The organism is Mycobacterium aquaticum (genome assembly GCF_002086485.1).
GTDB classification, from domain to species: Bacteria; Actinomycetota; Actinomycetes; order Mycobacteriales; family Mycobacteriaceae; genus Mycobacterium; species Mycobacterium aquaticum.
Genome location: NZ_MVHF01000002.1, coordinates 343,249 through 356,487 on the forward strand (window position 1 = coordinate 343,249; position 13,239 = coordinate 356,487).

13 protein-coding genes are annotated in these 13,239 nt (G+C 66.0%); 9 read left to right on the forward strand and 4 right to left on the reverse strand.

Annotation, left to right across the window (positions count from 1 at the left end; all coding sequences use genetic code 11):
• Positions 1-5: 5 nt before the first annotated feature.
• Positions 6-923, reverse strand: a complete 918-nt coding sequence (locus BST13_RS03445) for an undecaprenyl-diphosphate phosphatase (protein WP_083160616.1) — start codon at positions 921-923, stop codon at positions 6-8.
• Between the two features lie 173 nt (positions 924-1,096).
• Positions 1,097-1,786: an MspA family porin gene (locus BST13_RS03450; RefSeq protein ID WP_425436972.1), complete on the reverse strand. Its 690-nt coding sequence runs from the start codon at positions 1,784-1,786 to the stop codon at positions 1,097-1,099.
• Between the two features lie 204 nt (positions 1,787-1,990).
• On the opposite strand from BST13_RS03450, the gene BST13_RS03455 reads away from it, so the two are divergent.
• Complete coding sequence (locus BST13_RS03455) at positions 1,991-2,230, forward strand: hypothetical protein (protein WP_142282717.1); 240 nt, start codon at positions 1,991-1,993, stop codon at positions 2,228-2,230.
• 101 nt (positions 2,231-2,331) lie between these two features.
• Here BST13_RS03455 and glsA read toward each other — a convergent pair whose 3' ends face one another.
• Positions 2,332-3,264, reverse strand: a complete 933-nt coding sequence (glsA, locus tag BST13_RS03460) for a glutaminase A (protein ID WP_245839309.1) — start codon at positions 3,262-3,264, stop codon at positions 2,332-2,334.
• A gap of 209 nt (positions 3,265-3,473) precedes the next feature.
• On the opposite strand from glsA, the gene BST13_RS03465 reads away from it, so the two are divergent.
• Positions 3,474-5,012 (forward strand): APC family permease, encoded by a 1,539-nt coding sequence (locus BST13_RS03465; RefSeq protein WP_095533384.1) that lies wholly within the window; start codon positions 3,474-3,476, stop codon positions 5,010-5,012.
• The gene (fabG, locus tag BST13_RS03470; protein ID WP_083160624.1) at positions 5,009-5,767 is read left to right on the forward strand and encodes a 3-oxoacyl-ACP reductase FabG; all 759 of its coding nucleotides are present in this window, start codon (positions 5,009-5,011) and stop codon (positions 5,765-5,767) included. Before BST13_RS03465 ends, fabG begins: the two co-directional genes overlap by 4 nt.
• A 10-nt stretch (positions 5,768-5,777) precedes the next feature.
• On the opposite strand, the gene BST13_RS03475 is transcribed toward fabG, so the two are convergent.
• Positions 5,778-6,518, reverse strand: coding sequence for a FadR/GntR family transcriptional regulator (locus BST13_RS03475; protein WP_083160626.1), 741 nt, complete (start codon positions 6,516-6,518; stop codon positions 5,778-5,780).
• Between the two features lie 172 nt (positions 6,519-6,690).
• On the opposite strand from BST13_RS03475, the gene BST13_RS03480 reads away from it, so the two are divergent.
• The 6 genes from BST13_RS03480 to BST13_RS03505 all read left to right on the forward strand — a co-directional run bounded on the left by BST13_RS03480 (position 6,691) and on the right by BST13_RS03505 (position 13,224).
• The gene (locus tag BST13_RS03480) at positions 6,691-7,422 is read left to right on the forward strand and encodes an SDR family NAD(P)-dependent oxidoreductase (protein ID WP_083160628.1); all 732 of its coding nucleotides are present in this window, start codon (positions 6,691-6,693) and stop codon (positions 7,420-7,422) included.
• Positions 7,416-8,690 carry a YlbE family protein gene (locus tag BST13_RS03485; protein ID WP_083160630.1) on the forward strand — a complete coding sequence of 425 codons (1,275 nt, stop codon included), beginning with the start codon at positions 7,416-7,418 and terminating at the stop codon, positions 8,688-8,690. Before BST13_RS03480 ends, BST13_RS03485 begins: the two co-directional genes overlap by 7 nt.
• Positions 8,691-8,773: 83 nt before the next feature.
• Complete coding sequence (locus BST13_RS03490; RefSeq protein WP_245839311.1) at positions 8,774-9,535, forward strand: SDR family NAD(P)-dependent oxidoreductase; 762 nt, start codon at positions 8,774-8,776, stop codon at positions 9,533-9,535.
• Positions 9,532-10,596: a hypothetical protein gene (locus BST13_RS03495; protein WP_083160634.1), complete on the forward strand. Its 1,065-nt coding sequence runs from the start codon at positions 9,532-9,534 to the stop codon at positions 10,594-10,596. Before BST13_RS03490 ends, BST13_RS03495 begins: the two co-directional genes overlap by 4 nt.
• The gene (locus BST13_RS03500) at positions 10,589-11,851 is read left to right on the forward strand and encodes a glutamine synthetase family protein (protein WP_083160636.1); all 1,263 of its coding nucleotides are present in this window, start codon (positions 10,589-10,591) and stop codon (positions 11,849-11,851) included. The genes BST13_RS03495 and BST13_RS03500 overlap by 8 nt, the downstream gene beginning before the upstream one ends.
• Positions 11,848-13,224: a glutamine synthetase family protein gene (locus BST13_RS03505; protein ID WP_083160638.1), complete on the forward strand. Its 1,377-nt coding sequence runs from the start codon at positions 11,848-11,850 to the stop codon at positions 13,222-13,224. The genes BST13_RS03500 and BST13_RS03505 overlap by 4 nt, the downstream gene beginning before the upstream one ends.
• The last annotated feature ends 15 nt before the right edge of the window (positions 13,225-13,239 follow it).

The window sequence follows — 13,239 nt, forward strand, 5'->3', positions numbered from 1 at the left end:
GACCGTCAGCGTGCCGTCAGCCAGAGCAGACTGCCGAGGCCGGCGACAACGCAGTAGATCGCAAACGGGGTCAGGGTGCGGGTTTCGAAGTAGCGGGTCAGAAACCGCACGGCCAGGTAGGCGCTGACGAACGACGCGATGCTGCCCAGCAACACCTGGCCTCCGATGCCGCTGCCCTGCGGACCGAACAGCTCGGGGATCTTCAGCACGCCTGCCGCGAGGATCACGGGTGTCGCGAGCAGGAACGAGAACCGTGCAGCGTCCTCATGGGAGAGGCCCCGCAGGAGACCGGCAGCCATGGTCACACCGGACCGGCTGATCCCCGGTAGCAGTGCCAAAGCCTGCGCCGAGCCGATCAGCACACCGCGCGCCATGGGAATCTTGCTGATCCGCACATCGGCTTCGGTGAGCAGGGCGCCCGCTGTGGCCGCACCGGGCGCATCGGTGACCGTCTGTACGGCTGCGCGGCGTCGCAGCCGCTCGGCCCCGTAGAGCACGGCACCGTTGATGGCGAGGAACACGGCGGCAGGCACCGGCTTGCCGAGAGTCGTGCGGAACAGATGGTCGAGCGCCAGGCCGGCGATGCCCACGGGGATCGTCGCGGCGATGATCATCCACGCCAGGCGCTCGTTGGACTCGGTGATGCGCCGATAGCGGATGGAGGTGACCAGGCCGCGCACGATGGCGACCCAGTCCCGCCAGAAGAACACGAGCAACGCCAGTGCGGTCGCGACGTGCAAGCCGACGATGAACGCCAGATACGGCGACTCGGGTGCGGACACGTCGAGGTCGCGGCCCCATTGGCCGCCGACGAGCGCGGGGATCAGGATCGAATGGCCGAGGCTGGACACCGGAAACAGTTCGGTGACACCCTGCAGAGCTCCGACGACGAGCGCCTCCAGATAACTGAGGTGTGCTGACACGCAAGGTTCCCTTCGGTCGACGCCTCGCCGGCGCTCGACGGTAGGGCCATGCCCAGGCGCTGAGTTTGATGTCGGTGCGATCGGTGACCGCAACCGCAACCACCGTAGGTGGCCCTTGCTGAGCTTTTGCTGAAGGGAACTGGTGAACTGACTGGACGCCGGATTGCCACGGATCAAACGGTCGTCGTGACACCTACATAGGACAACACGACATCGGATTCATCGGTCTTGCGTGTCAACGTCGCGTACGAGCGGATGAAGGACTGGCCCACGCAGCCGTCGATCTTGACGTGAAAGTTGCTGATCATGATCCATGGTCTGGCGCTCTTGAATTCCTTCTTGTCGACCGGCACCACGATGATGATGCCGGGTTTGAGGCCCACTGTGATGACGCCGTTGACCGGTGTGCCGATCACGGGCACCACCGTCGTCGGAAGTGCACCGACGGGACCGGAGAGGCCGACCGACGGGGTGAGCCCGGCGCTGCCGGCCATCGTCACACCGTTCGACGTGCTCATGTCGACACCGCATCCGATCTCATATCCGACCTCCAACAATCCTTGGGGGTCGCCCGGGCCGGCCAACGTCCCGGTGAATGTGCCGTTGGCGAGATACTCCCGCGATGAGACGGCAGTCGTCAACGGAGGCACCGGAACCTGAGCCTCGTCCATCGCCCCGAGTGTCAGGAACCAGCCGTCCGGCGTGTGAACGCTGACTGTCTCGCCGGATGTCACCTTTCCGTCGGTGGCGGGGTCTGCGGCGGGAGGCGGGGTGGCGGGATCGGGATCGGCCCCAGCCGGAGGCGAGATGGTCGCGGCGAGGGCGACGCACACGACGAAAGCCGCGGCGCGGCGGAAACCCACAGCCGATGGATTCACGGCCGATACGCTAGACCTGCGGTGATTCGTCGCTTGGCCGACGCTCGGTACCGAGAGCACAGTCGTTATGGCGCCGTGATCGAGATGGGATGTGGCCAGGGCGGGTGAGTGGTCCAACCGCATGCACCATCTGCACTCGGGCCCTATCGTGGAGGAGAACGCCTGGTCGGGCGTCATTGAGGAGTGGTGATGAGCGGTCGTAAGTGGGCGCTGGCACTGTTGGTTGGTGCCGCCCTGGCCGCCACGGCTGGCAGCGGGCTGGCGCACGCGCAGCCGGATCCCGCTGTGCCGGTGATCCCATCGATCCTCGATCAGTTGGTCACGTCGGGACCTGCGTTGGACGTCGATCCGAGCGACCAGGGTGGTCGGTCCAAGTACTCCGACGACGTCGGGATGGTCTGCCAGAACCTCACGGCTCGCTGCCGTTGATGCTCTGCAGTTGACTGGCAACCGGCCATAGCCGTCGCCAGTGTGCGTCCTCTGCGAAAAGTGGGCCGATTTTTCGCAGCCAGTTCACACTCGCGAGAGGCTCAGAACACCGACCAGCGGGCCAGCCGGGCGAATTCCTCGATGGCGGCGACTCCACCGGCAGAGTTGCCTGCGGCGTCCAGGGGCGGGCTCCACACACAGATGACGCCGTGCCCGGGCATGATGGCCAGCACCCCACCGCCGATGCCGCTCTTGGCGGGCAGGCCGATCCGGTAGGCGATGTCACCGGCCGCGCCGTACATGCCCGAGGTCAACAGGACCGCATTCACCCGACGGACGCTGTCTTCGTCGAGAACGCAGGCAGCGGCGCTGCGGTCGGCGAGGAAGAGGGCCGCCCTGGCCAGCGCTCGTACATCAGCCGTGATCGCGCACTGTGCGAAGTACTGGCGCAACACGTCGTCGATGGGATTCTGCAGGTGGCCGTGTTCGGCGAGCACATGGGCGATCGCCGAATTGCGGTGTCCCGTCAGGTACTCCGAACTTGCCGTGCGTGCGTCGGACTCGAAAACGGCGCTGGCGTCGGCGTTTCGGAGCAACGCGATGGTCGCGGCCGTGGCGTCGCCGGCGTGAATGATGAGCCGGTCGGTGACGACGATGGCCCCGGAGTTGACGAAGGGGTTGGCGGGCTTGCCATGGCTGCGCTCCAGGTCGGCGACGGAGCCGTAGCCGGCATTGGTCGGCCCCCAGCCGATGTCCTGCCATGCGCCACGGTCGTATCCGAGTAGCGCGCACAGAGCGAACAACTTCGACAGGCTCTGGATCGAGAACACCTCTGCGCTGTCGCCCGTGTGCAGCAGCGTGCCGTCCACGCCTGCGACCGCCATCGCAAACTTGGTGGCGGGGACATCCGCCAGAGCCGGGATCTGTGTGCTCACCAGTCCATCGCAGGCGGCCTGCCTGCCGCGCTCGGCCGCGGCGTGCAGGTACTCGAGGTTCGATTCGGTGCGAGAGGGTCGGTGGATGCACGTGGCCACAGCGGTCCTCCTGTCGCGCTTGCGATGTCGCTGCCGAAGTGAAAGGACGGGTGATTAGTCCTTTGTAGCCCGGCCGGTTAACAGCATGTCACGTTCGCGAGATTTGGTCTATAGGTCTTGTTTTTAGGTCTTTTAAATCGTACGCTCGCGTCACCTGTAACGAACGTCACGTTGCACCCGGGTAGGTATCAGGAAAGGAAGGCTTGTCCATGGCCGTTGAATCAACACCCGCGGCACCGCCCGCGACCGGCTCGGACGGGAGTCGTGCGACCCTCAAGCGTGGAGCGATCGGCCTGGTCGGCGTGGTGTTCATGGTGGTGGCGTTCTCCGCACCCATCACCGCGATGACCGGAAATCTGCCTGTGGCAGTGGGTTTCGGTAACGGTCTGGGTGCTCCGGGCGGGTTCGTCATCGCGACGGTGGTCCTCACCATCTTCAGCGTCGGGTTCATCGCGCTGGCCCGGCACATCACCGCCGCCGGCGCGTTCTACACGTTCGTCTCGCGCGGGTGGTCGAAGATCCCGGGTCTGGCGGCCGGCGTGATGTCGATGTTCACCTACATGACGATGGAAGCCGGCCTGATCGGCATCTTCTCGGCGTTCACCAATCAGGCATTCAGCCAGCAGCTCGGGATCAACCTGCCGTGGGAGGTCTACGCGGCGGTGTGCCTCGTGGTGATCGCGGTGCTGTCGCATTTCGACATCTCGGTCGCCGCCAAGGTGCTCGGTGTGGTGCTGGTCTGTGAGATCGGCATGCTCACCATCAGCGCCATCGCGTCGCTCATCCATCACCCGGACGGGATGAGCTTCACGTCGCTGAGCCCGGTGTCGGCGCTGTCCACCAACGGTGTGGCCGGTGGCGTCGTCGGGCTGGGCCTGCTGATGGCGTTCTGGTCCTGGGTCGGGTTCGAGTCCACCGCGATCTACGGCGAGGAGTCCAAAGACCCCAAGAGCATCGTGCCGCTGGCCACGATGATCGCGGTCATCGGCATCGGCGCGTTCTACACCTTCATCTCCTGGGGCGTCATCGTCGGCAATGGCCCGGACAAGGCAGTGGAACTGGCCTCGGGCTCCGACCCCTTCCAACTGCTCTACAGCCCGGCCCGGGAGTATCTCGGTGAGTGGGGTGTGACCGCCTTCGAATGGTTGGTACTGGGCGGCTCTTTCGCATGTGCGCTGGCCATCCACAACTCAGCGGCCCGCTACCTGTTCGCGTTCGGTCGCGACGGCCTGCTGTGGCGCCGCCTGGGCGGTGCACACCACCGGCACGCCTCGCCCTGGGTGGCGTCGTTGACCCAGAGCGTGTTCGCTGCCGTCCTCCTGATCATCTGCGCGGTGTCGGACAGCGACCCCTACGCCGTGCTGTTCGTACTCGTCGCGATCCTGGCCACGCTGTGTCTGCTGATCGTGCAGACGATGTCCTCGATCTCGACGATCGTGTACTTCCACGTCAAGAAGGAACATCCCGAGACCGCACACTGGTGGCGCACGCTGGTGGCGCCGGCCGTCGGCGGGCTTGGCATGCTGTACGTGATCTACCTGATGGCCTCCAATATGACAGCTGCGGCCGGAAGTGCCTCGGATACCTTGTTTTTCAAGTTGATCCCGTGGATCGTCGGTCTCTTGTTCCTCGGGTCGATGGCCGTCGCCGTCGTGTGGCGCAAGACCAACCCACGCCGTTACGCCCGCATCGGCAGCACCGTGTTCGACGACCGCCCCGACGAGCTGCTGGCGGCGGATCGGGCATGACCGATTGGTCGACGATGCGGGTCCTGGTCACCGGCGGCAGCCGGGGCATAGGGCTCGGGATCGCCCAGGGATTCCTGCGCGCTGGAGCTGCGGTCGCGATCAGCGGCCGCAGCCCGGACGCCCTCGATGCCGCCACACGACGGCTCGGCCGGCGGGTTCATGGCGTGCTGGCCGACGTCGCCAACCCCCAGGCCTGCGTCGCGATGGCGGATCAGGCGGAGGACAGGCTCGGCGGCCTGGATGTGTTGTGCGCCAACGCCGGAATCTACCCTGAACGCACATTGGACAAATTGGGTAGCGACGACGTTTCAGCCATCCTGGCCACCAATGTCGCCGGTACGATCTTCTCCGTGCAGGCCTGCCGGGCGGCGCTGAAAGCCTCGGGCCGCGGCCGAGTGGTGGTCACCTCGTCGATCACCGGACCGGTCACGGGTTTTCCGGGTCTGAGCCACTACGGCGCGAGCAAGGCCGCGCAGTTGGGATTCGTCCGCAGTGCCGCACTCGAACTGGCCGCCGAGGCCATCACCATCAATGCCGTGCTGCCCGGCAGCATCGCAACCGAGGGGCTGGACGGACTCGGGGCGGACACCATTGCGCGCATGCAGGCCTGCATACCGCAGCGTCGACTCGGCTCACCCGACGATATTGCCGCGGCAGCAATGTTTTTCGCCAGCGAAGAGGCGTCGTTCATCACCGGCCAGACCTTGGTGGTCGATGGCGGTCAGACGCTTCCGGAACTGCCTGCGTCGCTGTAGCGCGTCGTGCTCAGCGTTTGAGCCAGGATTCGATGGTGTGCCGGGTGTCGTTGATATGGGCTTCCATCCGCTCTGCGGCCAGTTCCGGTTCGCGGTTCTCGATCGCTTCCAGGATGGACTCGTGGAAGTCGTTGGCATTGGGCTCGAGCCGGCCGAAGATGGCGCCCACCGGCAGCCACATCCGTCGCCGGGCGTCGGCCACCGCGTCGAGCAGGCGCTCGTTCTGCGCGGCTTGTGCGATGCCCATGTGAAACGCGGTGTCGAGGGTTTGGAATTCGGTGGTGTGCTGGCCGGATTGATCGTTGAGCGCGGTGTCGAGTGCGGCGTCCATGCCGGTCAACAGCTTGTGCAGGTCGGTCAGGTCGACGCTGCGGCGCCGCTCGGCCGCCAAGCGCGTCGCTCCGGTTTCGACGATGATTCGGTAGTCGAACGCGTCGCGGATGGCCCGCTTGTTGGCGCGCATCTCGCGGCGCATCTGCGCGGCGTCGTATTCCGGAGCCTGCACGGTGAACCCGCCGCCGCGCCCGCGTCGGACCGCGATGAGACCTTCGCGCTCCAGCACTGCCACCGCGGCCCGCACCGTCGTGCGCGACACATCGAGCATTTCGGACAGTTCGCGTTCGGTCGGCATCCGGTCACCGGGGCGGAACTGGCCCAACTCCAGGGCGCGTCGCATCTGGTCGACCACCAGTTCGTGCGCCGGGATCTGACGCACGGGACTCAGCGCGGCTTTGCTCGACGGTGACACCATGGCTACCCCTTTTCGCTTGCTCGAAGGGTAACCCATCTGACCGTCAAATCAGGTAAGCCCTGGGCCTTTGGACCAAATACCAATAAAAGAACTAAAAACTTGACCAATAGGTCTTTATGCGTGAGACTCGGTGTCAGTAGGTGATCGGCATCACGAACGAAAGGATCAAGCGGTGGGAGACAAGGTCATCGTGACGGGAGGGGCCGGTGTCATCGGCCAGGCGATCTGTCGCCGCCTGCTCCAGAGCAACTACGTCCCCGTGGCGGCGGATGTGAAGCCGGCTGTCGACGCGCTCGATCTCGCCGAGGCCCGCATGGTCGGCGCCCAGGCGGTGGCCATGGACGTCACCGATCCCGAGAGCATCGATTCGGCGTTGGCGTCGGTGGTTGCGGACGGTGAGACCGTGTACGGGTTGGTCAACTGTGCTGGGATCCTGCGTGATTCGTTCCTCGGCGAGCTTGATGAAGCCAAGCTGGAGGTGATGTTCCAGGTGAACATCGCCGGCATGGCGCGCGTGACCGATGCGGTCGCGCCGCTGCTGACAGAGGGCAGCGCGATTGTGAACATCGGCAGCCTGACGGGGCATTTCGGGCGGTTCCGCGGGGCATCGGTGTATGGGGCGACCAAGGCGGGCATCGCGGCCTACACGCGGTATGTCGCCGAGGAACTCGCCGAGCGCGGCATCCGGGTCAACAACGTGGCGCCCGGTGTGATCCGCGCGCCGATGAGCCCGTCGATGGCGCGGGTGTCCGGTGGTGAGGAAGTCAGCGCGAGTTACGCCATGCTCAAGCGCATCGGTGAGCCCGAAGAGGTGGCCGAGGCCGTCGAATTCCTGCTCTCGCCGCGTGCGTCGTTCATCACCGCGCAGACGCTGCTGGTCGACGGCGGTGTCGTCGCATGGTGAGTACCGAACAGCTGCAGACCGCGCCTGCGGCGGTCGAGGCGGCCAACGCCGAGTCGTTTCGCCGGCTCGACGCTGCCGACCCTTGGGTCATCGATGTGCGACCGGCCCGCGAGGTGTTGCCCGGCTACCGCGACAACCTGGTGCTGACCTCCGGTGCTCCCATGGCGTGGGAGGACTACAGCGGAGGTCAGCGTGAGGCGCTCATCGGCGGCGCGTTGTTCGAAGGTTTGGCGCCCGACCGTGACGAGGCGATCGCCCGGTTCGCGTCCGGGGAGATCGAGGTGGGTGCCTGCCACGATTACGCCGCCGTCGGCTCATTGGCCGGCATCTACACCGCGTCCATGCCGGTGTTCGTCGTCGAAAACCGCGCCCACGGCAATCGCGGATACTGCAACTTCTACGAGGGCAAGGAGCACCGGCGGCTCAATTACGGCTGCTACGACGCGGGGGTGCATGAACGCCTGCTGCACGTCAACAACGTGCTGGCGCCTGTGGTCGGGGAGGCGATCCGCCGCCGCGGCGGTATCGCACTCAAACCGTTGATCGCCAGGGCCCTGCGGATGGGCGATGAGGTGCACAGCCGCAACGCAGCAGCCTCGATCCTGTTCAACCGTGAGATCCTGCCCTCGATCCTGGACATGGTCGATGATCAGGTGCCCGGGGTGCGCGACACCATGATGCATCTGGCCGAGAACGACTACTTCTTCCTGAGGTTGTCGATGGCGGCGGCGAAAGCCTCGGCGGACGCGATGGTGGTTCCAGGCTCGACCCTTGTCTCCGCTATGGCGTTCTCCTGCCGCGGGTTTGCGATCAGGCTGGCGGGTCTCGGCGATATGTGGTTCGAAGGGCCACCGCCGATTCACGAGGGCAAGCTGTTCGCCGGGCATACCGAGGACGAGATCACCTGGATGGGTGGCGAGTCGCCCATCACCGAAACCATCGGCCTGGGCGGGTTCGCACAGTCATGTGCCTTGTCGCTGCAGGAGTATCAGGGCGGCTCGCCTGAAGCGATGATCGAGCGCAACCGCGAGATGTACGCCATTACTCACGGTGAGAACAGTGCCTACCGCATTCCCTTGTTCGGCTTCCGTGGGACGCCAACGGGTATCGACGCCCGCAAGGTCCTGGAAACCGGCGTGCTGCCGGTGATGGATGTGGGGCTGGCCGGGCGCGACGGCGGCCAAATCGGCGCCGGTGTGATCCGGGCCCCGCGGGAGTGCTTCGCTGCTGCCATGGCAGAGCACGAGCGTCGGTACGGTTCGGCATGACGAGTGCGGCTGCGGAGGTGAGGAGCAATGAGGCCACTGCGGACGTGAGGAGCAATGAGGCCACTGCGGACGCGAGGAGCAGCGTGGCAGCCCGGGTGTTTCCGCTGACATTCTCCGGCGGCGACGCCGTGGTCACGGGAGCTGCTTCGGGAATCGGGGCGGCGATCGCCCGGACCTTGATGGGCGCCGGGGTCCGCACGGTGCGACTGGACGTGCGCACGCCCGATCCAGAACCGGGCTATCCGGACCAACTGCAGGTCGCGCTCGGCGCGGACGTGCGTGACGAGGCACTGGCCCAGCGGCTCGCCGGGGTAGGTGTCGACGACGTCTCGTACCTGGTGAATTGCGCGGGCGTCATCGACAACACCGGATTCGCCGGAGTCGACCGACACGCCTGGCTGCGTTGCCTGGAGATCAATCTGGTCGGCGCGTACAACCTCATCGACACCCTCGGCCCCGCACTGCGCCGCGCTCGCGCGGCCGCCGTCGTCAACATCACCTCGATCGAGGCCGCCCGGGTCATCGCGCTGTCGGACCCCGATCCCACGCCGCAGTACGCGGCGTCGAAAGCGGGATTGCACATGCTCACCCAGACCGCGGCGCGGGCCCTGGCCGCCGACGGTGTGCGTGTCAACAGCGTCTCACCAGGGTTCACAGCGACGCCGATGGCCGCCGCGCATGGTGACACGTCCGTGCTCCCGCCCGCGTTGGCTGCGCGAGTGCCTGCCGGACGCTTCGCCCAGCCCGGGGACATCGCGTCGGCAGTGATGTTCCTGCTCAGCGATCAAGCCGTCTACATCACCGGCACCGACTTGCGCGTCGACGGGGGGTTCGCGCTGACATGACCACCTACGAAGGCACGGTCGTCGCCTACGAGCCCTCGCTGGGGAGGTTGGCCCGCACCGGATCCTGGGAGCAGCTCGCGAAGGGCACCTATCGCGCCGCTGCCGAGCAGTTGGCCGCCGGTGACGGCGCCGCGGCAGCACAACTCGTCGAGGTGGCAGTCTTGGAGGCCGATGAACTGCGCGACATCTACGAGCGCTGGCCGGCGGCCACCACCGAGTGGATTCTCGGCCACGGCGTGCCTGTCGACGAGGTGACGGCCGCGGTAGCTGCTCTGACGACCTTGATCGGCGAGCCTGCCATGGAAGGCATCCAGGCGCAGTGGCCGCAGTTCACCGCCGCCGTCGCCACGGCCGCCGTAGCATGCCGTCGGGGGACGCCCGACGCAGTCGCCGCGATCGAACACGCCCGCGCGGTGTGGCAGGGCATCCACGATCGCGCTGTCGATCGCGTCGCCGGTCTCGTCGACATCGCGACCCGTCTGGTCGGCGAGGACAGCCTCGGCGAGCTGTGGGATTTCCTGATGGACGACTGGTACGAGGTGCATGCCCGCCGTTACTCCCTGGACAACCAGCCGTGGTCGGATTCGGTGCACCAGCTGATGATCGCCATCGTCGACGGCTTCCACGCCCACCTCACGGGCACCGGCCGGGCGGGCGACATCGAGATCATCCACGAGCCCACGCGGATCGGATTCCGTTTCGCCCCATGCGGATCTGGTGGCCGGTCGCTCGACCCGCGCATCACGGACGGTGCGCCCCGCTCCGGTGCGCCGTTCGGATTCGCGGTCACCACCGAACCGCACGACTGGGCCTGGAACACCGTCGGCATCTGTTCCTACTGCGTGCACTGCTGTCAGCTCAACGAGGTCATGCCGATTGACCGGCTGGGGTACCCGACGCGGGTCATCGACGCCCCGACGTGGGACCCGGATGCGCCGGTTACCTCCTGCACCTGGTGGGTGTATCGCGATCCCGCCGACGTGCCCGATTACGTCTACCGGCGCGTCGGCCGCGATCCCGGGCGCCGGCCCGTCCGAAACGGAGGAACAGACCATGACTGAGCGCGTAGCAATGACCCAGCTCGAAGTGCCCGACTACGATCTCGGGATCCGAGGAAAGCTGGTGCGTACCAGCAAGACCCAGGGCGCCGTCAGTCTCGCGATGTGCACCATCCTCTACGGGCTGTCGGTGGCCGACGAGGTCGCCGACACCCCCTTCAGCAACGCGGCCAATGGCTATCCCGATGCCAGGCTGGTTCCGGATGAGTCGACTCGCATCGATCTGAGCTGGCGCGACGGCGTCGACGCGGTGATCGCCGATCTGGTTGGCGCCGACGGGCACCCGGTGGAGATGTCGCCGCGCAACGTGTTACGGAGCCTGCTGCGCCGCTACGACGAACTCGACCTGCAACCCGTGCTCGGCTTCGAGTACGAACTGTGGTTGTTCGACGGTGACCGCCGACCTTTCGGCGCAACCGAGAACGCCTACAGCCTTACCAGGTCCGCCGAAGCCTCCTCATTGGCCACAGAGTTCATCAATCGGATGGAGTCGGTCGGGATCACCGTGGAGATGTTCCACTCCGAACTCGGGCCCGGTTTCTTCGAGTTCACCCTCGCGCCCGCACCGGCGTTGAAAGCCGCCGACAGCGCTGTGCGAGCGCGGCAATACCTGCGTGACCTGTGTGCCGAGCGAGGTCTGCACGCGAGTTTCATGGCCAAGCCGTTCGCCGACAAATCGGGTGCGGGTGGGCACGTCCATTCCAGCCTGATGCGGGGCGGCCTCAACGTGTTCTCCGACGGAGCTCGCGGGCTGTCGCGCGAGGGCCAGAGTTACCTGGCCGGTCTACTGACCGGCATGGCCGACACCACAGCGATGCTCAATCCGTACGTCAATTCCTACAAGCGCATCGACCCGCAGATGTTCACTCCGGCCGTCGCCGCGTGGGGCCATGACGACCGCGGACAATCGTGCCGGATCATTCTCACCGACACCGCTTCTGCGCGGGTCGAGCATCGTCGCCCGGGTGCTGACGCCAGCCCGTATCTGGTGGCCGACGCGGTGTTGGCTGCGGGTCTGCACGGACTGACGGAAAGGCTCGCGTTGCCGGCAGCCGGTGAGCAGGTGGCTGCGCTTCCGGCCGACTTACGCAGTGCGGTGGCGTTGTTCGAAGATTCCGCCTGGCTGGTGGAACTGCTTGGCAAACCGTTCTGTGGATCCTTCGCCCCCACCCGGCGCGCCGAGGCCGACCGCTATGAGCAGTGGCTGCGGCAGAACATCACCACCTGGGAACTCACGCGTCACCTGGAGCACCAATGAACATGTCACCCCTTACGCTCGAGCAATTCGACGACTTGGCCGAATCGGGCGAGATCAACACCGTTGTCTGCGCTACGCCGGATCCGTACGGGCGGCTCGTCGGAAAGCGGCTCACGATCCAGGCATTCCGCTCGCTCGGCCTGTCCGGCGACGGCATCAATGCCAGCAGTTTCATCTTCGCCGTCGACCTGGAGATGAACCCGTTGGACCTGGCCGTCTCCAACGCTGCCAACGGTTGGGCCGACATCCGGCTGGTCCCCGACCTCACCACGTTGCGTCGGGTCCCGTGGGAACCCCATGTGGCACTGGTTATCTGCGACGCGTACGAGGCGAACTCCGACACGCTTCTCCAGGTGGCGCCGCGCACGATCCTGCGCCGCCAGGTGGAACGGGCTCGTGAGTGCGGCTTGCGCTTCAAGTTCGCGTCGGAGTTGGAGTTCTTCCTGGCCGCCACGCCGCCGCGGCAGGCCTGGGAACTGGGCTACCAGAATCTGAAGATGTTGTCTGACTACCGGTCTGACTACCAGATGGTGCAGGCCGGTCGTGATGACTGGTTCATCGAGCAGATCCGCAATCAGATGCCCCAGTTCGGCGTACCGGTCGAGTCGTCCAAACCCGAGTGGGGGCTGGGCCAGCAGGAGGTCACCCTCGACTACTGCGACACCCTCGACATGGCCGACCGGCACGTGTTGTTCAAGTACGGCGTCAAGCAGCTCGCCCATGCCGCCGACCTCACCGTCACCTTCATGGCCAAACCCAAGATCGACGAGGTGGGGTCTTCGTGTCACCTGCATGTGAGCATGTGGTCGACCGAGCAGGACAGCAGCCTCTGCTGGTCGCAGCAGCCCGGTGGGGGGATGTCGGAGCAGTTCGGGGCCTTCGTTGCCGGTCAGTTGGCGCACGCGGCCGACATGACGCTGATGTTCGCGCCGACCATCAACTCCTACAAGCGATTCCAGCCCGACCAGTTCGCCGGCACCGCGATCGCGCTGGGCAACGACAACCGCTCGTGTGCGTTCCGGCTGGTCGGCCGTGGGCCGTCCTACCGGGTCGAGAATCGGATACCCGGCGGCGATGTTAACCCCTACTACGCGTACTCGGCGACCATCGCGGCCGGGCTCGACGGCATCGAGCGCCAGCTTCCGGTCCCGGACATCTTCCAGGGAAATGCCTGGACCGGAGAGCACATCTCGCTTGTGCCGACCTCCTTGCACGAAGCACTGCGTCTGTTCGCCGAGTGCAAGATGGCCCGCGCCGCATACGGTGACGAGGTGTTCGAACACCTCCTGACGTCGGCCCAATCCGAACTCGTCGCGTTCGATTCGCACGCGGTCACCGACTGGGAGAGTCGCCGCTACTACGAACGCGTCTGATACCGCACCCTTTCC